The organism is Streptomyces exfoliatus (assembly GCF_000725545.1).
Classification (GTDB): Bacteria; Actinomycetota; Actinomycetes; order Streptomycetales; family Streptomycetaceae; genus Streptomyces; species Streptomyces exfoliatus.
This window is the reverse complement of sequence record NZ_JNZP01000002.1, coordinates 156,777-178,045: the sequence shown is the minus strand read 5'-3', so window position 1 is coordinate 178,045 and position 21,269 is coordinate 156,777. Positions and strand designations below refer to the sequence as shown.

Genomic DNA, 21,269 nt, shown 5'->3' with positions numbered 1-21,269 from the left:
ACGGGCGCGCGCGGCGCGGGTCTGACGACGAGGGGCGCCGTTGTCGGTGGCGTGCCGTACAACTGGGAGTCGGGGAAGAGGCGGGGGCCGAAGGACCGACCGCAGGGCGTACGAGGGGGTTGCCGGTGGGCACGTTCATGGACCTGGCATGCGGCGACCGCGCGCCGCTCGTCGGGCGAGCCCGGGAACTGGACCGCCTTGACGCGTCGCTGCGCCGCCGCACGGCGGGATCCGGCCCGATGGCCGTGGACGTCACGGGGGAGCCGGGCATCGGCAAGACCCGGCTCCTCGCCGAGTTCACGGCGCGGGCGCGCCGGCAGGGCGCGACCGTTCTGTGCGGCCGCGCGAGCCCCGGCGACGGGGACCACGGCACCCCCTTCCAGGCCTTCGCCGACGCCTTCGCCGACCTGGACCGGGGAGACCGTACGGACTGCCCGGCCCTGGCCGCACTCGCGGAACTCCTCGAACCGGCGCCAGCGTCCTGCCCCATGGGGCCGGGGACCGGTGCCGCGTGCGATGACCGGGTGCGGCGGATCGCGGCGGCGCTCGGCCGGATCCCGGGCCCCGGACTCGTGCTCGTCCTCGACGACCTCCACCGCGCCGACCCTGTCTCCGTCGCGCTCGTCGACCATCTCCTCCGGCATCCGCCCCGGGCCCTCGTCCTGCTCGTGCTCGCCCGCCGCGAGCGGCAGACCGCGCCCGGCCTCGGCTCCGTCCTCTCCCGGGCCGCCGACTCGGGGGACCTCACCCGGCTCGCCCTGGGGCCGTTGACGGCGGAGGAGTGTGCCGAGGGCCTCGTCGCCGGGCTGCCGCCCGGCCTCGCCCGGGAGATCCACGCGGCCGCGCTCGGCAATCCGCTCTACCACCGGGCCCTCGCGTACGCGCGTACGCGAGGGGGAGCGGCGTCCCGCACCGGGCCCGTCGCGGTGTTCCTCGATGAACTCACCCCGCTCGGCGGGCCGGAGCGGGCGCTCGTCGAGGCACTCGCCGTGCTCGACGGGCGTGCGACGGCCGAGCTCCTCACCGCTGTCACCTCGCGGGGCTCCGTCGACCGGGCGGGGATCGACGAGGCCTTGCGCGAGCTGAACCGCCGTGACCTCGTCCGGCCCGACACCGAAGGACGCCTCCTCGCCCTGCGCCACCCGGCCCTCGCGGAACTCGTCCGGGGCACGCTCGACCCGTGGCGCCGCACGGAACTGCACCGGCGGGCGGCCGACGCCCTCGCCCGGACCGGGGCTCCCGTCACCGAGCGCGCCCCGCACCTCGTCCGCGCCGCGACCGTCTGGGACCCGGCCGTCGCCGCCGAACTGGTCGAGGCCGCCGAGCGGATCGGGGCGGCCGACCCCGCCCGCGCCGCCCACTGGCTCGCGGCCGTCCTCGTGCTGCTCCCCGACACCCCCGACCACCGCGTCGGCCGGTGGCACCTGATGCTCCGTCGGGCCGACGCCCTCGGGTCGGCCGGCCGGGTGGCGGAGAGCCGGGACCTCCTGCACCACCTCATCGACGCCTGCGGACCGGAAGACCGGGGCGAGGACAACGACGGCGACGGCTTCCGCGACGGCTTCCGCGTGGGTTTCCGCGTGGGCTTCCGCGACGGCGGGATGGATACGTCCGAGCTGCGGACCTCCGCCGTGCTGCTCTGCGCCTTCATGGAGCGCCACCTCGGCCGCTACCCCGAGGCGGACGCCCTGCTTCGCGCCGAACTGGCACGAACCCCCGGGCCACGCCCCGCCCTCCGGACCCGGCTCGTCGTCGAGTGGGGCTGCCGGGCCCTCTTCGCCGCCCGGTACCCCGACGTCCGCCCGGTCCTCGCCCCGACCCTCGACGACGCCCGGCGGCGCCGCGACGACGCGGGCGCCGCCGAGGTCCTGACCCTGGCCGCGCTCGGCGAGGCGTACACCGGCGAGACCGCCGCCGCCCGCGCCCACGCGGCGGAGGCCGCAGCCCTCACCGATGCCTTCACGGACGGGCGCCTGGCGGACCAGGCCGAATCGCTGGTGCGCCTCTGCTGGACCGAGGTCTTCCTGGAGGAGTACGGGACCGCCGAGCGGCACGCCACCCGGGGCATCGCGATGGCCCGCCGCGCCGGACGGCCCTTCGCGCTCTCGCAGCTCCTCCTCTGCTCGGCGTACGTCCACCTCCTGACCGGCAGGGTCGGCACCGCCCTCGACCTGGCCGACGAGTCCCTCGCCGTCGCCCGCACCCTGGGCGGCCCCGAACTCGTCGGCTTCAGCGGGGCGCTGCGGGCCACCGTCCTCCTCCACGCCCGGCCGCTCGGCGACCCGGAGGCGCTGACGGCCGCCGAGGACGCCGCGGCCACCGTGGGCACCGCCGAAGGCTGGTGGGCCACCCAGGCCCGCTGCCTCCTCGGCTACTCGGTACCGCTCTCACGGGACCCGCACCGGGTGCGGGAGGTGCTCCTGCGGGCGGGCGGCGACCGGGACCTCTCCCTGCTCCAGGCCTCGCTGCGCCCCGGATACCTCGAACTCCTCGCCGGCGCGGCCCTCGCCACCGGAGACCCGGCGGAGGCCGAGCGAGTGGCACGCCGGGCCCTCGCGGAGGCCGAGCGGCTCGGGCTGCCCGTCCAGCTCGCCGCCGCGCGGCGCGCCTGGGGCCAGGTCCTCGCCCGGCGGGGTGAACCGGCGGCGGCGGCCGAGGCGTTCGCCGACGCGGCCCGTCAGAGCGCGCGCTCCGGCGCGATCCTCCGCGAGGCCCACAGCCTGCTTCTGGCCGCCCCCTGGACCCAGGCGGCGGGCGACGGGCCCCGGGCCGCCGCGCAGTGGCGCAGGGGCCGCCGCCTTGCCGCCGAGGGCGGCGCCCGGATGCTGGTGGACCTGGCCGACCGCACCAGGCCTGTTCCGGCGGAGGGCGTGGCCGGAGGACGGCTCGCCGAACTCACCCCGCGCGAGCGCGAGATCTCCGTCCTGGTCGCCGAAGGGCTCACCAACCAGGCCGTCGCCGACCGGCTCTCCCTGAGCCCCCGCACGGTCGAGAGCCATGTCGCCCGCGTCTACCGCAAGACGGGCGTGGAGACGCGGGCCGGACTCGCCTCCCTGGTGGTCAGACAGAGCGTGGGAGAAGGTCAGTCCTTGCGGGGGTAAGTGGCCGTCACCCGGCCCTTCGCGTCGGCGTTCAGATAGCCGGTGCCGTAGGCGTCGGTCAGATAGATGCTCAGTCCCGCCTCGCTGCCGAGCAGGGTCGAGCCCGGCACGAGAACGAGATAGCGGCTGGTCGGCTGATCGACCCCCAGCTCTTTGTCGGCGCGCTTGACCAGTCCGGGCAGGGCGTCCCAGTCGAAGGCGTTCAGGTCGGCCGGGACCGCGCCCGGGAAGGAGGTGCCGGATCCCTGGCGCACGGCCACGTCCCCGTTCCGGTAGACGTAGCGGTCGTACCGCTTCGAACTGCCCTTGACCAGCGACTCGGCGACCGCGTAGTCCGGGTACACGACGAAGCCGGTGACCCTGGTGCTGCCCGAGGCCGCCTTGACGGCGGCGATGGCGGTCCTGACTCCGGCGGGCGTCAGCAGGTCGCGCGCCACCCGATCCGGCTCCTGAGTGGGAGTCGGGGCCTTGGACGCCGGAGGCTGCTGTGCGGCCGGGCCCTGCCGGGAAGGCGGAGCACTGCTCGGGCCGCTGCCCGGGTCGGACGGCCGCCAGTCCCAGGTCATGGCGGCGACGGGGATGCCGACGGCGAGCACCACCACGGCGGCGGAGCCCAGGAACCGTCCGGTACGGCTCCGCCGACGCGGTGCGGGGCCGGCCGGAGTAGAGCCCCCGGAGGGAGCGGTCGCCGGAACCGCCGCCGAAGGACCCGGCGAGGAAGTGTCCGAAGGAGCAGCGCCCGAAGGAGCGGTGGACGGGGACGTGGACGGGGACGGGGGAGTCAGCCGGAACGAGGTCGCCTCGTCCTCGTCGGGCGCCGCGCCCGCGTCCTGGCCGGGGGCGGGGGCCCCGGCCGGGCCCGTCGTCGTGACGGCGGCGAGCGCGCGGTCGAGCTCTTCCGCGTCCGGCCGCTCGGCCGGGTCCCGTACGAGGAGCCGGGTGAGTACGCCGGTCAGCGCACCCGCCCGCCGCGGCGGCGGCACGTCGTCGGACAGGACGGCCGCGAGCGTCGCGAGGGTGTTCTCCCGGCGCAGCGGATGGTGGCCCTCGACCGCCACGTACAGCAGCATGCCGAGGGACCACAGGTCGGCGGCCGGACCGCTGCCGACTCCGCGGATCCGCTCGGGCGCCATGTAGTCAGGCGAGCCGATGATGGAACCCGAGGCCGTCAGCACGGTGGACTCGCGGATCGCCGCGATGCCGAAGTCGGTGAGCACCGGCCGCCCGTCGGGGCGCAGCAGGACGTTGGGGGGCTTCACGTCACGGTGTTCGATGTCGCGCGCGTGGGCGGCCCGCAGGGCCGAGAGCAGCTCGCGGCCGAGCCCGGCGGCCTCGACGGGCGTCATCGTGCCCCGGTCGAGCCGGTCCTGGAGCGACCCGCCGGTGACCAGCTCCATCACGAGCCAGGGATAGGTCCCCTCGCCCGCGTCGACGATGTGATGGATCGTCACCACGTTCGGGTGGTCGATCCGGGCCAGCGCGCGTGCCTCGCGCAGGACGCGGGCGCGCAGCGTCCTTGCCCCCTCGACGTCGTGCTCGGCGAGCGCGGGATCCGGCGGACGCACCTCCTTGAGCGCCACGTCCCGGTGGAGGACCAGGTCGCGGGCGCGCCAGACCGTGCCCATCCCGCCCCCGCCCAGCCGCTCCACCAGCTCGAAGCGGCCGTCGATCACTCTGCTCACACACACCCCTGTACTCGGTTCGCCGGAGTGCCGCCGGGCCGTGGCCCGGGTCCGCCCACTTCGCCGTACACGTTCACCTGGTAGGGCCCCTGCGGTCCGCACGGCTCCGGGAGCGCGCGCAGCCAGGACCACACGTCACCCGGGCCCGGGCCCGCGGCGGGATCCGCGCCCCCGGCCGCCCGTGCGGGGACGCCGGCCGCCTCCTCGGGCGAACCGGCCACGCCGAGCGCGTACGCCGCCCGACCGCTCAGAGCGGCGGCGTGACTCCCGTCGTCCCACGACCGGGCCTCCGCCGCGGCGCGCGCGTACTCCCGTGCCGCCAGGTCCGGTTCGCCCAGGCGCAGCGCGCACTCGGCGAGCCAGGCCCTGGCCCGTACACGCGCCGCCCCGTCCCCGTCCTCCGCGAATCCGGTCAGGGCCTCGTCCAGGAGGGCCGACGCCTCGCGGCAGCGGCCGCGCTCGGCGTGCGCGACCCCGAGCCGTAGCCGTGCCACCGCACCCACGTGCACGTCCTGGGCGGGCCCGTCGGCCTGCCCGGCGGCCTCGGCGAGGAGGGACAGCTCCTCGTCCTCCGCCCCGGGCCCTCCGGCCGCGGGCCCCCGCCCGCCCGGCTCGGCGACCGCACGCGCCAGGGCGAGGCAGAGCCGGGCCCGGTCGGAGGCCTGGAGCGGCGAGTCCGGCGTCACGGGGCCGAGGGCTGCCCTGAGCAGCGCGGCGGCCTCTTCGGGGGCGCCGGTGGCCCGCAGCAGGGCCGCGAGCACGAGCTCGTGCTCCGCGGCCAGCCAGGGGCGGCCCCCGGCACGGTGCTCCTCCGCCGCGGCCCGCAGATGGGTCAGCGCGGCGGCCGGGTCGTCGGGTGCGGAGATCCGGCCGAGCAGCGCACGGGTGTCGGCGCGCACACCGGGGACGGCGTCGTCCGCACCGTGTCGTCCGGTGAAGGCGATCAGACGGGCGAGCTCCTCGCGCAGCGCCGCCGCCTCGGCCGCCGGGTCGGGCGCGGTGTGCAGGAGGTCGGCGCGGGCCCGGCCGCGCAGCAGGCGGACCGTCGCCGTCTCCGCGGCGCCGGCCTGCCCGAGCGCGTGGAGGACCCCGGCCCGTTCGGACAGTTCCGTGAGCCGGGCGAGCGCCGTCGCGCCCGGCTCGGGGCCGGCGAGGACCGCCCGCGCCCGCGAGACCAGCGCCTTGCCGCGCTGCCCGGCCCGCTCGTGCAGGTCGGCGGCGCGGAAGAAGAGCGGTTGCGCGGCCGGCTGCGCCGCGCCCCTGCAGTCGAGGGCGGTCGAGTCCAGGGCGTCGGCGTGGTCCCCGGGGGTGAGCGTCCCGCCGGCGCGTACCAGGGCCGTCGCGGCCCGCTCCCAGGCACTTCCGGCCCGGGGGTTCCGGTGCGCGGTGAGCCGACGGGCCCGGTGGAGCAGCTCGTGCGGATCCGCAGGTTCTGGGCGACCGCCGGGCTCGGGGCCGTACGCACGCGCACCGGTGTGGATCTCGTCGGGGGAGCGGCTGCTCATGCGGGGTGCTCCGGGGAGTGGGGGCGCGGGGAGTGGCGGGTGGGGAGGGCTGCGGACACAGGGGACGGGTGCGAGCGCAGAGGTCGGACCGACTTTCGCAGTTCCGCGCCGCCCGCACATCCGTAGAACTACGGAACCTCCCCGCGAACCCGGTGCCCCGGAGCCTCATCGAACGGCCGACGGCGAAGGGCCCGCCGTCAGGTACTCGGCTAGGGTGATGCGATAGGGAATGCCCCCCGGGGCCGGGCCGATGCGTAGGTCGATGCGTTGGAGACTCACCAGTCGTCGAGCAGGGTTCCGCAGCCGCCCCGGGCGGCCGTCGGGGACGCGGGCGTGCTCCGCGAGCTGCTTCCGATCGCCCTGTGGCGGGAGGACGCCGAGGGCCGCATCGTCGAGTGGTCGCTCGCCGCCCAGGACCTGCTCGGCCACCGCCCCGAGCACGTGCTCGGACGACTCGCCACCCCGCTGCTCGTCCCCGACGCCAACCGCGAACTCGCCGACCGGCTCACCCACCGCGTCCAGAACGGCGAGACCATGGTCGGCACGCTGCCCGTCCGCCACCGGGACGGCCACTTGGTCGCGATGGAGATGTGGATCGTGCCGGCCGCCGACCCGCAGGGCCGGCCGGGGGCGATGCTCATCGCCGTGGAGACCTCCGAGGTCCTGCGCATGCGCGAGAACCTGGCGGCGATGGAGAGCCTCTTCACCCAGTCGCCGATCGGTCTCGCCCTGCTCGGCCCCGACCTGCGGTTCCTGCGCGTCAACGACACCCTGGCCCGGATGAACGGCGTCCCGGCGGCCGAGCACGTGGGGCGCCGACTCACCGAGGTCGTGCCCGGCGTGAACGCCACCTCGCTCGAATCGCTGATGCGCCAGGTCCTGGAGAGCGGGACCGCCGTCGTCGACGCCCGCAGGGTCGGCCGTACCCCCGCGGACCCCGAGCGCGACCGCATCTGGTCCTGCTCGTACGCACCCCTCGTCGACCGCACCGACCGGCGGTCCCTGGGACTGATCGCCTCCCTCGTCGACATCACCGAGAGCCAGGAGGCGCACAGCGAGGTCGAGCGGGCCCGGCACCGCTTCGCCCTGCTCGCCGAGGCCGGTGCCAAGATCGGCACGACCCTGGACCTGAAGCAGACGGCCGAGGAGGCGGTACGTTTCCTCGTGCCCCAGCTCGCGGACTCGGCGGACGTGCAGATGCTGGAGGCCGTCCTCGAACCGGACGACCCGGCGGCCTCCACCCGCGGGGTGCTGCGCCGGCTCGCGGCCCGCTTCCCCGACCCCACCGCGCCCACGTCGGTGCTCACCGCCGGGCAGACCTTCCAGATCCCGCTCGACTCCGTGTACGAACAGGTCGTCTCCCGGGGCCGGCCCTTCAACCTCTACACCTCCGACGTCCAGGCACTCTTCACCGGTCCGCGCACCGAGGCGCTCCGCACCTACTTCTCCACCCGCATCGGTTCGGCGCGGCTCGTCCCGCTGGTCGCCCGGGGCCAGGTGCTCGGCGCGGTCGCGGTGACACGGCTGCGGACCCGCGAGCCCTTCGACGCGCAGGACTGCGTCCTCATCGACGAGGTCGTGGCCCGCGCCGCCCTCAACATCGACAACGCGCGTCTCTACACCACCCAGCGGGAGGCCGCCCTCACCCTCCAGCGGAGCCTGACCAACAGCGCGCTGCCCGCCGTCACCGGACTCGAACTCACCGGCCGCTACCTGCCGGCCAGCGCCCATGACGTCGGCGGCGACTGGTTCGACGTCATCGCCCTGCCCGGCGGCAGGACCGGGCTCGTCATCGGCGACGTGATGGGGCACGGCATCCACGCGGCGGCCGTCATGGGCCAGCTGCGCACGGCGGTGCGGACCCTGGCCCGCCACGACATTCCGCCGGCGTCGATGCTCAGCTCCCTCGACGCCGTCGTGGCGGACCTCGGCGAGGACACGATGGCGACCTGTGTGTACGCCGTCCACGACCCGGCCACCGGCGGCTGGGGCATCGCCCGTGCCGGCCATCCGCCGCCGGCCGTGGCCACCCCCGACGGCACCATCACCTTCCTCGACGGGCCGCCGGGCACCCCGCTGGGCACCGGCGCCCACGACTTCGGCACGGAGGAGGTCGCGCTGCCCGCGGGTGGGCTGCTCGTCCTCTACACCGACGGCCTCATCGAGGCCCGCGACCGCGACCTCGACGAGGGGATGCGGCAGCTCGCCCAGGCCCTGCTGCCCCTCGACCGTCCGCTGGACACGCTGTGCGACGAGGTCCTGGGCCGACTCCTCGCGGGAGCCGCCCAGGATGACGTGGCGATGCTGCTCGCCCGTACCACCCGCTGACGAAGAGGCGCCCGTCACCCACGGGGTTCACAGGGGTACGACGGTCACCTCGGTCGCCTTGACCCCCGTCCAGACCGGCACCCCGTCCGCGAGGCCCAGCTCGGCGGCGGCCTGCGGGGTGATCTCGGCGACGAGCGACGGGGCAAGGTCCGAGGTGACGAGGATCCGGAGCCGGCTGCCGCTCGCGGTGATCTCGCGTACGGTCCCGGGCCAGACGTTACGGGGGCTGCCGCCGGGCCGCTCGCGGTGCACGGCCACCGCCTCGGGCGCGATGATCGCGAGGGCCGGGGTGCCGACGGGCGGCTGCTCGGCGGTGATGAGGGCGCCTCCCCCGTCCAGGTCCAGGCCGTCGGGGGTGGCCGTGCCGGGCCAGGCGTTGCTGCCGAGCATGCGGGCGACCCACGGTGAACGGGGATGACGGGTGACCTCGGCCGGCGGCGCGTCCTGGAGCGCCCGGCCGTCCTGGAGGACGAGGACGCGGTCGGCCAGGGACACGGCCTCGACCGGGTCGTGGGTGACCATCAGACAGACGCCGCCGAAACCGGCGAGGTGGCTGCGCAGGGTGTGCCGGACATGGGCTCGGGTGGTCTGGTCGAGGGCGGCGAGCGGCTCGTCGAGCAGCAGCAGCCGTGGCCGGGCGGCCAGCGCGCGGGCCAGGGCGACCCGTTGGGCCTGGCCGCCGGAGAGCTGGGCGGGGCGCCGGTCGGCGAGGTGGCCGACGCCGAGGCGGTCGAGCCAGCGCAGGGCCTCGCGCCGGGCCCGCGCACGCGGTACGCCGTGCGCCCGCAGCCCGTACGCGGTGTTGGCGAGCGCGGTCAGATGGGGGAACAGGGCGCCGTCCTGCGGGACCCACGCCACCTGACGGCGGTGCGGCGGCAGGCCGGTGACGTCGGCGTCGCCGAGCCGGAGGGCGGCGTGGGCCCGGGGGGTGAGGCCCAGGAGGGCGCGGAGCAGAGTCGTCTTGCCCGCGCCGTTGGGCCCGACGACGGCGATGGTGGTGCCGGGCGCGGCGTCCAGGGTCAGCCGGGTGAAGCCGTCGACGTCGGCGTGCAGCGCCCAGCGTCCTTCGGCGTCGGGGTCGCCCGCCTCGTCCTCGACGCGGTCCGCCGCCGCCCCGCCGAACGGCGGCACCGGCCCGGTCGCCGGATCGGTGGTTCCCCCGGGGCCCAGGGCATCCGCGACGGCAGGCGTGCGGCGGGGGGACGGCGCTCCGCTCCAGCGCCCGCGCAGGGCCAGGAGGACGGCCATGGCGACGGCGAGCAGCAGCAGCGAGACGGAGGTGGCGGCCTCCGGTTCCTCCTGGAGCAGCAGGTACACCTGGAGCGGCAGGGTCTGGGTGGTGCCCGGCAGGTTCCCGGCGAAGGTGATCGTGGCACCGAACTCGCCCAGGGCCCGCGCCCAGGTCAGCGCCGCGCCGGCGAGCAGCCCCGGAGCCACCATCGGCAGGGTGACGGTGAAGAACACCCGGACCGGTGACGCGCCGAGAGAGGCCGCCGTCTCCTCGTACCGGGGGCGCAGACCGGCGAGTGCCCCCTCCAGGCTGATGACCAGGAACGGCATGGACACGAAGGTCGCGGCGACCACCGCGCCCGAGGTGTGGAACGGCAGCGTCACCCCGAAGGTGCTCTCCAGCCAGGGGCCGATCAGGCCGCGGCGTCCGAAGGCGAGCAGCAGGGCCACGCCGCCGACCGTCGGCGGCAGCACCATGGGCAGCAGGACGAGCGAACGGACGATCGCCTTCCCGCGGAACGGCACCCGGGCGAGCAGCCAGGCCAGCGGCACGCCGAGCAGCAGAGAGAGGCCGAGCGCCCAGAAGGAGACGATCAGTGACAGCCTGAGGGCCTCGACGGTGCCGGGGCTCGTCAGATGCGCGCCGAACGCCCCCCACTCGGTGCGGGCCAGGACCCCGGCGAGCGGCAGCAGCAGGAACGCCACGGCGAGCAGCGCGGGCACGGCGAGGAGGAGCGGGGTGCGGGTCCCTCGCCCGGTGGGTCGGCCGTGGAAGGTTTTCATCGTTCGTTCCAGGCGTCGAAGGTGCGGAGGGAAACGGGGCCTTCCTCGGCCGGACTACGGCTGCTGGAAGCCCGCGTCCAGGAGGATCTTCCGCGCCTCGGGGGAGGACAGCCAGGCGACGAAGGCGGCGGCCGCCTCGGCGTTCTCGGACTGCTTGACCGTGGCGGCGGGGTAGGAGGCGACGGCGTTCTGCGCGTCGGGGATGTCGACGGCGTCGACCTTGTCCTTCGCGCTCTCGGCGTCCGTCCGGTAGACGAGCCCCGCGTCGGCCTCGCCCAGCTCGACCTTGCTGAGCACGGCGCGGACGTTCGGCTCCTGGGAGACCGGCTTCACCGTGAGGCCCTGGGCGTCGAGGATCTTCCTGCTGTACTTGCCGGCCGGCACCTCGGGGGCCGCGAGGACGACCTTGAGTCCGGTGTCCGCGAGGTCCTCCAGGCCGTCGATCTTGTACGGGTTGCCCTCGCCGGTGGCGATGACGAGCCGGTTCCTGGCGATGACGAGGGGGGCGCCGGTGTCGGCGCGGACCTTGTCCATGCTCTTCGCGTCGGCGGTGACGAGGACGTCGGCGGGCGAGCCCTGGGCGATCTGGGCGACGAGTTCCTGCGAGCCGGCGAAGGAGAAGGTGATCTCCGTCCCGGGGTGGGACTTCTCGTACGCGGCGCCGGCGGTCTCGAACACGTCGGTCAGGGACGCGGCCGCGAGCACCGTCAGACGGGCGGCGGGCACCCCGGACGCCCCGGTGGACTTCGCGGCGCCGTCCTGCGGGGCGCCGTCGCCGCCGCAGGCGGTGAGCGGCAGCAGCAGACCGGCCGTCAGGGCGGCGACCAGGGCCCGGCGGCCGGTGCGCGTGCGGGGGAGGGGCATGGGGGTGGGGCTCCTTGAGCGTGGGGCGGCGAGGCCGCCCGGACGGATGAGGAACCGGTCCGCTGGGGTCAGGTCCGGTCGATGTGCACGCTGGTCGACTTCACGCGGGCGGTGGCCCGCATGCCGACCTCGAGGCCCAGCTCCTCCACGGCCTCGCGGGTGAGGAGCGACACGAGCCGGTGCGGCCCCGCCTGGATCTCCACCTGCGCGGCGACGTCGCCGAGCTTCACCGCCGTGACGATGCCGGCGAAGGCGTTGCGCGCCGAGGTGTACGGCACGTCCTCGTCGCCCGCGGCGCTCTGCGCGATCTCCACGGAGAAGGCGGCCAGGTCGCGGCCGTCGATGAGACGCCGGCCGCCTTCGTCGCGATGGGTCGCGACCCGGCCCGCGTCGGCCCAGCGGCGCACGGTGTCGGAGCTGACGCCGAGCAGGCGCGCCGCCTGTCCGATGGTGTAGGACTGCATGTGCGTCACGCTAGGCCGTGCGGGCTCTCATCTGCAACGGAAACCGGCTGATCTCGTCGCATCCGCCCTTCTCGTTGGAGGAAGCGACGAAGAGGCTCACGCGGGGCCCCGGCGCCGTCCCACCGCCTCGACCAGCGGCAGCAGCCGGTGCGCCACGCGTTCCCGCAGCGCGATCTCGGTACGGGTGCGGACGACCCCGGGCAGCTGGATCAGCCGTTGGATGACGTCCTCCAGGTGCCCGGCGTCACGGGCCACCACCCGGGTCAGCAGATCGCCGCCGCCGGTGATGGAGAAGGCCTCCACGATCTCCGGCACGGCCGCGAGCGCGTCACCGACCTCGTTCAGACGCCCCTGCGTCACCTCGACGTGCACGAACGCGAGCACCGGATGCCCCAGGGCGGCGGGGGAGAGCACGGGGCCGGTCGCGGTGATCACCCCGTCCCGCTCCAGGCGGTCGATCCTGGCCTGCACGGTGCCCCGCGCCACCCCCAGGATCCGCGCGTACTCCCGCACGCTCGTCCGGGGCTGCTCGATGAGCAGCCGCAGGATCCTGGTGTCGAGCTCGTCCACCGCCATGGTCCGTCGTCCTCCTCGGGCCCGGACCCCCGTCCGTACCACCCCATTCTGGTACGGAACCCGGTCTTCCCGGTGGTCGGGCGGGCCGGCGGTGGACCGGGCACGGGGTTACCGCAGGGAGCCGTCCCCGTCGGAGGGAGTCCGCAGCGCGCTCTCGCCCTTCGACCAGGCGTCCAGCAGGTGGCCGCCGAAGCGGTCGTCGAGGAGGCAGGTCGCGGCGATGCCGAAGGAGACGTCGGGCGCGAGGTCCGGCTCGTCCTCCAGGAGACCGCTCACGACGTCCCGGCGTACCACCTGCTCGTGGACGGCGTCCGCCTCCACGTGCTCGTCGTAGTACCGCTCCGCGGCAGGCCCCGCCCCGGACTTGCGCAGCGCGGCGGAGAGCCGGGAAGAGGCGGGCGACGAGGTGATCTCCACGACGGCGACGTGCCCCACGAGCGCCCCGCGCAGCCTCCGGTGCAGTCCGAACAGCGACATCAGGTTCGAGACGGCGAGGGTCTCGGCTCCGGCCACGTCCACGAAACGCCCGTAGGACGGGTCGAGATCCAGATCGGCCATCAGGTCCGCGTAGAGCTGGGAGTGCATGCGCTCGGGCCGCCCGCAGCCGTACTCGTCGTAGGAGATCGCCACCATCGCGGCCTTGGCCCGCCCGCGCAGCCGGGGCACCACCCACTGGTACGGGTCGGCCTCCCGCAGCTGCGACACCGACCGCAGCGCCGCGTGCTCGCGCAGCTGCCACATCTCCCCGTCGGAGAGCAGGAACCGGGTGACGCCGGTGCCTCCGGCCGGCTCGGTGAGGAGGGCGGCGAGGGCCTCGTCCACGTCCGGCCGGTCGCGGCAGTCGTGCCGCAGCGCGCTCTCGAACCGGTGCTCCAGAAGGGCCCGCACCCCGAGCAGCCCCGCGTCCCATTCGAGACTGTCGGGAACCCCCTCGAAGCCCTGGTAGTGCGGCGCGTAACAGAGGTGGAGGGCCAGCTGCAGATCCTCGCCGTACGGGGAGCAGCGCGCGATCTCCGCCTCCCGGGGCAGCTCTCCCGCGCCGCCGCCGAGCAGACGCCTCCGTACGGCGTGCGAGACGTCCCCGCGTGCCTCGGGCAGGGGAGGGGCCGTGGTCCTCGTGAGGGAGTGCAGGACGCTCATGATGCCCGGGCCTCCTCGGTCGTGCCGTCCGCCATCGCGTTCTCCTCCTCGGCCGCCTCGTCCGGCGGCTCATCGGCCGTGTCGTCGGGCGCGCCCACCCGTCGCCGTGGCGCGCCGGAGCTGGGCGCGCGCCGGAGACGGGGACGGTGGCTCGTGTCGCAGAACGGTGCCCGCAGGCTCCGGCGGCAGGTGCACAGGGCTATCACGGGACGCTCGCAGTGGACCACCGACCCGTCGGGCATGACGATGTCCGCGGGTCCCTCCATGAGCAGCGGCCCTTCGAGGAGGGGCTGCACCCGAGGGGCTGACGTGCGGGACCTGGTGCCTTCCCGGCTCGTGCCGGTGTCCCGGCCCGCGCCCCGCGGCTCCGGAGGAGCGGCGACCCGTGTCCTCGCGTGCGGGGCGTTCCCGCCCGGAGAAGCAGACATGACACACCACCGATCGGAGACGACTGCTCTGACATCGCGCGACTGCCCGGAGCAACGCTTCCCAATCACGGCCGGAACGCGCGGATGACCACGAGCTCCTCCACGCGCGTGCCGGGAGCGGTCAGCCCCCGGGCCGCGAACCAGCCCGCTCGCGCGGACATCACAGGCCCGAACGCCTGGGTACGCCGCTCCACCACCCGGGCCGTGAGGCCGCGTCGCCCGAGGGCCTCCAGGGTGGCGTCGACACCCGCGAGCGACGACTGGACGAGCAGCAGGACGCCGGAGGACGTCAGCAGCCGGGGAGCGCGGGCACAGACCCGGTCGAGCAGCAGCCGGCCGTCGGTTCCGGCGTCCCAGCTCCTGCGCGCGCCACGGACAGGCGCCGCCTCGTCCTCGCTCGGCACGTACGGCGGGTTGACCGTGACCAGGTCGAAGCGCTCGTCCGGCACCGGCGCGTCCAGGTCGCCGCGCAGCACCCGGATCCGGCAGCGGTGCACCAGGGCGTTGAACCGCGCGGCGGTGGTCGCCGTACGCGAGATGTCGACGGCGGTGGCCCGCGCACCGCGCCGGGCGGCGACGACCGCCAGGACACCGGTGCCGGTGCACAGGTCGAGCGAGCGTGCCCCCGGCGGAAGCTCCTCGCGCCGTACGGTGTCCGCCAGCAGGCCGGTGTCCGTCTGGGGCGCGTACACCCCGGGCAGGCGGTACACCCGGGGGACGCACGGGCCGCCCGTCCTCCGGTCCTTCGCCGCCGCCCGTTCCCCGACATCCGTCGTCAGGCTCTTCATCTCACACCCCTCACTGTCGGCGCGCGTCTACCCGTGACCCGCTCCGACATGCCGGGCTCCCGGTGCCGTGCCCCGAACCGGTGGCGACGCCCGACTGCCGCCCTTGTCCGGCGCCGAAGCGGGTAGAGGCGTCACGAGAGAGATCCACTGACCGGCGGCGGGATCCGCCGGACCACCGACCCGCATCCCGGAGGGGAGCCCCGGAACATGGACCGCGCCGCGCTCTTCGACGTCGACGGAACCCTGGTCGACTCCAACCCGCTGCACGTCGTCGCCTGGTGGGAGGCCCTGCGCCAAGGCGGGCACACCGTGCCCACCCGCGCCGTGCACCACGCGATCGGCCTGCCGGGCGAGGACCTCCTGGAGCACCTGCTCGGATCCGACCGTGACCGGTCGGGGGACGACCGCCTCAGCGGCGCCCACGACGCCCTGTACGGCACCTGGTTCGAACGGCTCCAGGCCTTCGACGGCGCGGCTGACCTGCTGCGGGCCCTCGCGCGGCGCGGCTGGAAGGTCGTCCTGGTGACCTCGGCGAAGGAACGGGAGCTGGAGGCGCTGCGCGCCGCCGTGGACGCCGACGACGCGATCACGGCCACCGCCACGTCCGACGACGTCGAGGAGGGCAAGCCCGCCCCGGACCCGATCGAGCACGCGCTCTCCCTGGTGGACGTCGCCCCGGACCGGGCCGTCTTCGTCGGCGACAGCGTCTGGGACATGAAGGCCGCGCGCCGCGCCGGCCTCGCCACCGTCGGCCTGCTCTGCGGAGGAATCCCCGAAGCGGACCTGACGGAGGCGGGCGCCGAAGCCGTGTACGACGACGTGGCCGGTCTCCTCGACGGACTGGACACCGGCCCGTTCTCGACAGGTCCCGGGGAATAGGGGAGTGCGGGAACCACCGGACGCGGGCGGATGGGAAGCGGCGCCTCCGGGTAGTCGCCGGAGCACCTGACCGCCGAGAGGAGCGATCATGCGCCCGGACAGCTCGTACAGCTCGTACTGGATGGAGTCCGCACCACCCGGCAGCGCGTACCCGCCGCTGGACCGCGACCTGCGCGCCGACGTCGTCGTGGTGGGCGCCGGGATCGCCGGGCTCTGCACCGCGCGCGAGCTGGCCCGCGCCGGCCGCGAGGTGACGGTGCTCGAAGCCGGCCGGATCGCCGCCGGGGTCACCGGACACACCACCGGCAAGCTGACGTCCCTGCACGGCCTGTGCTACGAACGCCTCCGCCACCGCCAGGGCGCCGGGGCGGCGACCCTGTACGCCGACGCCCAGCAGAGCGCCCTCGGCGACGTGACGCGGCTCTGCGCGGAGCTGGGCGTCGACGCGGAGATCGAACACCGGCCCGCCTACACGTACGCGCTCGACGAGGAGGGGGCGGCCAAGGTGCGGGCGGAGGCGGCGGCCGCCGCGGCGGCCGGCCTGCCGGCCACCGCCGTGACCGACACGGGGCTTCCCTACCCCGTCGCCGCGGCCGTCCGGGTGGAGGACCAACTGCAGTTCCATCCGCGCCGGTTCCTGCTGGGCGTCGTGGACGACCTCGTCGCGCACGGCGGCCGCGTCCACGAGGGCACCCGCGTCACCGAGCTGCACGAGGGCACGGACTGCCGGCTCACGGTGGAGGGCGGGCACACCGTCCACGCCGCTGACGTCGTCCTCGCCACCCACTTCCCGCTCCGCTGTCACACCACCCTCCTGATGCGGCTCTCGCTCCGCCGCGAGCTGGTCGTCGCCGCCCCCGTCGAGGAGCGCCACATCCCGTACGGCATGTACCTGACGCCCGAGCAGGGCACCCGGTCCGTGCGCAGCGCCCCACTCGACGGGGACCGGCGGCTGCTGATCGTCGCGGGCGAGGCGTTCGAGCCGGGGAGCGGCGGCGTACGCGAGCGGTACGAGCGCCTGGAGGCATGGGCGCGCGACCACCTTCCGGGCTTCGCCGAGGCGCCGGCCGTCCAGCGCTGGGCGGCGCAGGACGTCCACACCTCCGACGGGCTCCCCTGCATCGGCCACGAGCACCCCGACACCGAGCACGTCTACGTGGCCACCGGCTTCGGCGGCTGGGGTCTCAGCAACGGCGTCGCCGCGGCCCGGTTGCTCACCGCGCATCTGACCGGCGCGCCGCGCCCGGCCTGGACGGAACTCGTCGACCCGCGCCGGAGGCTGCCCGCCCGCGAGGTCCCGGGGGTCGCCGGGCACCAGGCCGGCGTGGCGCGCCACTTCGTGGCCGGTCTGCGGACCGGCCGGCGCTGCACGCACATGGGCTGCGAGCTGGGCTTCAACGACGCCGAGCAGACGTGGGAGTGCCCCTGCCACGGCTCGCGCTTCGCGGCCGACGGCTCGGTGCTCCAAGGCCCGGCGACCAGCCCGCTGGAGAGCTGATCGCCGCCGGGCGGACGGATCTTTTCGCGCCGCGCGGGTAGCCGCCGCTGCGGTGGGACAGGTCGACGGCGCCGCACGGCACGGCTCGGCGCTGCGGTACGCACGGCGGCACAGGACGGAGGCACGCGATGAACAGCGGAGAGAGCGAGTACCGGATCGCCCGGCTGCGGGACCGGCTCGCGCGCGAGGAGGTGGCCGAGCTCGGGGTGCGGATCGAGGTGCGCGGCGCGGTCGTCCTCCTGACCGGCACCGTCCCGACGGCCGACCGCCGGGACGAGATCCTCCGGATCGCCGAGGCGGAGCTGGTCGACTTCCCGGTCCGCGCCGACCTCCAGGTCGTCTGCGCGGATCCCCCGGACCGGCCCGAGGAGCTGCTGTGACCTCCGCCGGACGGCAGAACGGAGCCGTGGCCCGGGTGGCCGCGGTGGGTGACATCCATCTGGGCCCGGACTGCCGGGGTCTGCTGCGTCCCTCCTTCGAGACCCTGCACGAGAGCGCGGACGTCCTCCTCCTCGCCGGCGACCTCACCCGCCACGGCACGGTCGAGGAGGCGGAGGTCGTCGCGGACGAGGTACGCGACCTGGGCGTCCCCGTGGTCGCCGTGCTCGGCAACCACGACTACCACTCCGAGCGGGAGACGGACGTCGCCCGCGTCCTCACCGACGCCGGGGTCACCGTCCTTGAGGGTGACAGCGTGGTCCTGCCGGTGGCGGGCGAGAAGGTGGGCATCGCGGGGACGAAGGGGTTCTGCGGCGGGTTCGCGGGCCGCAGCGCCGGGGAGTTCGGCGAACGCGAGATGAAGGAGTTCGTGCGCACCACGCGCCGGGGCGCCGACGGACTGCGCCGGGCCCTGACCGAGCTGTCCGCCGACGGCTGCGGGGCCCGGATCGCCCTCACCCATTTCGCGCCCGTGCCCGACACGCTGGCCGGGGAACCGGTGGAGATCTACCCCTTCCTGGGCAGCTACCTCCTCGCGGAGGCCATCGACGAGTCCGGCGCCGACCTCGCCGTGCACGGCCACGCCCATCTGGGCACGGAGCACGGCATGACGGCCGCCGGCGTCCGCGTCCGCAATGTCGCCCAGCCCGTCATCCGCAGGGCCTTCGCCCTCTACCACCTGCCCCTGGCCCACCCGCGGACCGACCGGGACCCGACCCTGCTCGCACCCGAGAGGGCGGCCCAGACACCGGGACTCAGCGGTGCGCGGGGTTCACGCGGGGAGTGATCCTGGCGTTCGGCAGCGCGGGCGCGGGAAGGCGGTCGCCGGGGTAGCCGTCGACGGTCCCGAAGCGGTCGGACGCCTCTTCCCACGCCGCGCGGGCCTCGACGACGTCCTCGTGGCTGCGGCCGATGAAGTTCCACCACATGACGATCTCCTCCTGGAACGGGGGACCGCCCAACAGCACGGTACGGGCGGGGCGTTCCGACGCGTTGGTGAGGGTCAGGCTGTGGCCGCCGGGGCCGAGGTAGGCCAGTTCGGCCGGCTTGAGCGGTGTTCCCTCGACCCGTACGTCGCCCTCGTCGACGAGCAGACCGTGCTCGAACGCCGGGTCCACGGACAGGGTGACGCTCGCCCCCGCGTCGAGGAGGAGTTCGGCGCCGAGAAGGGGCGTGAAGGTCCGCACCGGCGAGGTCTCACCGGCCAGTGTCCCCAGGAACACCCTGATGTCGGCTCCGTCGACGCGGACGGTCCCCGGGGCGTGGTGCTGGAAGTCGCGGCCGGTGTCGCGGTGTTCCTCGGGAAGCGCCACCCACAGCTGCACGCCGTGCAGGCGCGTGGTCCGGCCGGTGGACACCTCGGAGTGGCTGATGCCGTGACCGCTCGTCATGAGGTTGAGTTCTCCGGGCCGTACGAGCGCGTGACTGCCCAGGCTGTCGCGGTGCTCGATCTCACCTTCGAACAGCCAGCTCACGGTCTGGAGGCCGATGTGCGGGTGGGGCGCCACGTCCATCCCGCCGGTCGTCGCCACCTCGTCGGGGCCGTAGTGGTCGATGAAGCACCACGCCCCGATCAGCGTGCGGGCGCGCTGCGGGAGGGTGCGCCGCACGGTCATGGCCCGCGGCCCTCCCAGTGGTACGTCCCGTGCGGACAGGACCTCGACCCCGGCACCGTTCATGACCGACCCCTTCGAACAAGGTAGTTTTATCTTCAACAATCATGCATCATGAGGGCGGCGCCTGTCACGCGGACGGGCCGCGAACGAGCCGCCCGGCGGCGGCCGGTGAAGGAGCGCAAGGTGAGCGAGCGAGCGGCGGACCACGGGTCCCGGCGGGTCTACGTCGACAAGCAGAGTCCCAAGCCCTATCACGCCCTGGTCCAGACGGCCGAAGCGGTCCGCGCCACCGCTGCCGAGGCGGGCCTCGACCGCCTCCTCGTCGAACTCGTCAACCTCCGCGTCTCCCAGATCAACGGCTGCGCCTCCTGCCTCGACGTGCACACCAGGGCGGCGCTCCGCGCCGGCGAGACCACCCGGCGCCTGGGCGTCCTCGCCGCCTGGCGCGACACCGAACTCTTCACGGCGCGCGAGCGCGCCGCCCTCGACCTGGCCGAAGCGACCACCCACCCCGCGAACGCCCTCCTCCAGGAGAAGGCCTACGAAGCCGCCCGCGAGGTCCTGGACGACGACCAGATCTCCGCGGTGATCTGGGTCGCGGTCACCATCAACGCGTTCAACCGGGTCTCGATCATGAGCAAGCACCCCGTACGGGATCCCCGGCCGTAGGGAGCCCCGCTCAGGCCCGGGCCCGGCCCTTGTCGGCCCCGCCCCGCACCGGCCGCCGGAGCAGGTAGATCCCGGCGGAGGCGACCAGGGCGAGCATGACGCCGGTGAACACCAGGCCCGCCCGTTCCAGACCGAGCGGATCGCTCAGCAGGCCGACACCGATCACCGGGACCGAGATCCCCGTGTAGGCGACCACGAACAGCGTCGAGATCACCGCCGCACGCCGGTCCACCGGTGTCGCCCCGGCGACGGCGGACAGCGCCGCGCGGAACGCGAGCCCCTGCCCCACTCCGCCGACCACGGCGGACAGCACGACCAGTACGAGCAGGTCGGTCGCGAGCGCCCCCGCCAGGAGGGCGAGACCGACGAAGAGCACGGCGCAGCCCAGCGGCAGCGACCGCGCCACTCCGACCTTGCCGACGGCGAGCTGACCCGCGGTCGACGCGAAGAAGGCCAGGGCGACGACCAGTCCGGTCACGGCGTGGTTGTCCACGTGCAGGAACCGGGCCAGGAAGGCAGGGCTGACCGAGGTGAACACCCCGAACAGGGCGAAGCCCACGAAGGACGCGAGCGCCGCCGGCACGAACACCGGGCGGACCTGGGCGGGCAGCGCGGGCCGCTGCGGCCGTACGGCGGTCAGCGGCCGGCGCTCCCGCACGGTCTCCGGCAGCCGCAGGAGGACGACGGCCGCCAGGACCGTCAGGACGAGGTGTACGGCGAACGGGAGCAGCAGCGGCTCGGGGGCGTACTCCGCGAGCAGGCCGGCGAGCAGCGGACCGCACCCGAGCCCGCCCATGTTGGCGGCCGTCGCCACGAGCGTCGCCCGGGACTCACCGCCCGGCGGGGCGAGGTCCATGACGTACGCGGTGGCGGCGCCCGTGAACAGGCCTGCCGAGAACCCGGACAGGAGCCGGCCCGCGTACAACCAGCCGAGGCCGTCGGCGCACAGGAAGCAGACGGCGCTCGCCGCCGCGAACCCGAGGCCCCACAACAGCGTCGGCCGTCTGCCGACCGTGTCCGACGCGTCGCCCGCGAGGAGCAGCACCCCGATGACCCCGAAGGCGTACACGGCGTACACGACCGTCACCGTCAGCTCGGAGAAGCCGAACTCCTCCTGGTAGAGCGGGTAGAGCGGGGTCGGCAGCGTGGTGCCGGTCATCCCGACGACGAACACGGCCCCGGCGAGCAGACACCGGAGCCACCCCTGACGATCACCGACACCGACCATGGCACCGACGGTATCCCCGCCGGAGGACCGGACCGGGCCTCCCACCGGCCGT

18 protein-coding genes are annotated in these 21,269 nt (G+C 75.0%); 7 read left to right on the top strand and 11 right to left on the bottom strand.

The features are described from left to right. Positions 1–125 precede the first annotated feature (125 nt). The gene (locus tag IO20_RS41960; RefSeq protein WP_051874245.1) at positions 126–3,101 is read left to right on the top strand and encodes a helix-turn-helix transcriptional regulator; all 2,976 of its coding nucleotides are present in this window, start codon (positions 126–128) and stop codon (positions 3,099–3,101) included. Here the strand turns inward: IO20_RS41960 and IO20_RS0103925 are convergent. Further along, positions 3,083–4,726: a serine/threonine-protein kinase gene (locus IO20_RS0103925; RefSeq protein ID WP_245684864.1), complete on the bottom strand. Its 1,644-nt coding sequence runs from the start codon at positions 4,724–4,726 to the stop codon at positions 3,083–3,085. The two genes, IO20_RS41960 and IO20_RS0103925, sit on opposite strands and share 19 nt — an antisense overlap. A gap of 53 nt (positions 4,727–4,779) precedes the next feature. Beyond that, positions 4,780–6,288 carry a hypothetical protein gene (locus IO20_RS0103920; protein ID WP_030546085.1) on the bottom strand — a complete coding sequence of 503 codons (1,509 nt, stop codon included), beginning with the start codon at positions 6,286–6,288 and terminating at the stop codon, positions 4,780–4,782. Positions 6,289–6,555: 267 nt separating this feature from the next. Here IO20_RS0103920 and IO20_RS0103915 point away from each other — a divergent pair, with 267 nt between their 5' ends. Further along, complete coding sequence (locus tag IO20_RS0103915; RefSeq protein ID WP_030546087.1) at positions 6,556–8,616, top strand: SpoIIE family protein phosphatase; 2,061 nt, start codon at positions 6,556–6,558, stop codon at positions 8,614–8,616. Positions 8,617–8,643: 27 nt separating this feature from the next. Here the strand turns inward: IO20_RS0103915 and IO20_RS0103910 are convergent, their stop codons facing one another. The 7 genes from IO20_RS0103910 to IO20_RS0103880 all read right to left on the bottom strand — a co-directional run bounded on the left by IO20_RS0103910 (position 8,644) and on the right by IO20_RS0103880 (position 14,889). Next, positions 8,644–10,629: an ABC transporter permease gene (locus IO20_RS0103910; RefSeq protein WP_030546089.1), complete on the bottom strand. Its 1,986-nt coding sequence runs from the start codon at positions 10,627–10,629 to the stop codon at positions 8,644–8,646. Positions 10,630–10,683: 54 nt separating this feature from the next. Beyond that, complete coding sequence (gene modA, locus IO20_RS0103905; RefSeq protein ID WP_030546091.1) at positions 10,684–11,493, bottom strand: molybdate ABC transporter substrate-binding protein; 810 nt, start codon at positions 11,491–11,493, stop codon at positions 10,684–10,686. 68 nt (positions 11,494–11,561) lie between these two features. Next, positions 11,562–11,957: a TOBE domain-containing protein gene (locus tag IO20_RS0103900; protein ID WP_030546093.1), complete on the bottom strand. Its 396-nt coding sequence runs from the start codon at positions 11,955–11,957 to the stop codon at positions 11,562–11,564. Between the two features lie 96 nt (positions 11,958–12,053). Continuing rightward, positions 12,054–12,533 (bottom strand): Lrp/AsnC family transcriptional regulator, encoded by a 480-nt coding sequence (locus tag IO20_RS0103895; protein WP_030546095.1) that lies wholly within the window; start codon positions 12,531–12,533, stop codon positions 12,054–12,056. Between the two features lie 108 nt (positions 12,534–12,641). Then, a complete protein-coding gene (locus tag IO20_RS0103890) occupies positions 12,642–13,673 on the bottom strand; it encodes an iron-containing redox enzyme family protein (RefSeq protein WP_051874246.1) in 1,032 nt (343 codons plus the stop codon). After that, positions 13,670–14,101 (bottom strand): CDGSH iron-sulfur domain-containing protein, encoded by a 432-nt coding sequence (locus IO20_RS41170; RefSeq protein ID WP_078945823.1) that lies wholly within the window; start codon positions 14,099–14,101, stop codon positions 13,670–13,672. The genes IO20_RS0103890 and IO20_RS41170 overlap by 4 nt, the downstream gene beginning before the upstream one ends. A gap of 65 nt (positions 14,102–14,166) precedes the next feature. Further along, positions 14,167–14,889: a HemK2/MTQ2 family protein methyltransferase gene (locus tag IO20_RS0103880; RefSeq protein WP_078945824.1), complete on the bottom strand. Its 723-nt coding sequence runs from the start codon at positions 14,887–14,889 to the stop codon at positions 14,167–14,169. Between the two features lie 207 nt (positions 14,890–15,096). Between IO20_RS0103880 and IO20_RS0103875 the strand changes: the two genes are divergently transcribed. From IO20_RS0103875 to IO20_RS0103860, 4 genes are all read left to right on the top strand, one after another. Further along, a complete protein-coding gene (locus IO20_RS0103875; protein ID WP_030546102.1) occupies positions 15,097–15,768 on the top strand; it encodes an HAD family hydrolase in 672 nt (223 codons plus the stop codon). A gap of 88 nt (positions 15,769–15,856) precedes the next feature. Further along, the gene (locus IO20_RS0103870; RefSeq protein ID WP_030546104.1) at positions 15,857–17,266 is read left to right on the top strand and encodes an FAD-dependent oxidoreductase; all 1,410 of its coding nucleotides are present in this window, start codon (positions 15,857–15,859) and stop codon (positions 17,264–17,266) included. 128 nt (positions 17,267–17,394) lie between these two features. Then, on the top strand, positions 17,395–17,646 hold the full coding sequence (locus IO20_RS0103865) for a BON domain-containing protein (RefSeq protein WP_030546106.1): 252 nt from the start codon (positions 17,395–17,397) through the stop codon (positions 17,644–17,646). A 26-nt stretch (positions 17,647–17,672) separates the two neighbouring features. Further along, positions 17,673–18,491: a metallophosphoesterase family protein gene (locus tag IO20_RS0103860; protein ID WP_078945844.1), complete on the top strand. Its 819-nt coding sequence runs from the start codon at positions 17,673–17,675 to the stop codon at positions 18,489–18,491. Here the strand turns inward: IO20_RS0103860 and IO20_RS0103855 are convergent. Then, entirely contained in the window at positions 18,460–19,383 is a 924-nt protein-coding gene (locus IO20_RS0103855) for a pirin family protein (RefSeq protein WP_030546109.1), read from the bottom strand. The genes IO20_RS0103860 and IO20_RS0103855 overlap by 32 nt on opposite strands. Positions 19,384–19,503: 120 nt before the next feature. Between IO20_RS0103855 and IO20_RS0103850 the strand changes: the two genes are divergently transcribed. Then, positions 19,504–19,989: a carboxymuconolactone decarboxylase family protein gene (locus IO20_RS0103850; protein ID WP_030546111.1), complete on the top strand. Its 486-nt coding sequence runs from the start codon at positions 19,504–19,506 to the stop codon at positions 19,987–19,989. Positions 19,990–19,999: 10 nt separating this feature from the next. Here the strand turns inward: IO20_RS0103850 and IO20_RS0103845 are convergent, their stop codons facing one another. Then, positions 20,000–21,217, bottom strand: coding sequence for an MFS transporter (locus IO20_RS0103845; RefSeq protein WP_030546113.1), 1,218 nt, complete (start codon positions 21,215–21,217; stop codon positions 20,000–20,002). Positions 21,218–21,269 lie beyond the last annotated feature (52 nt).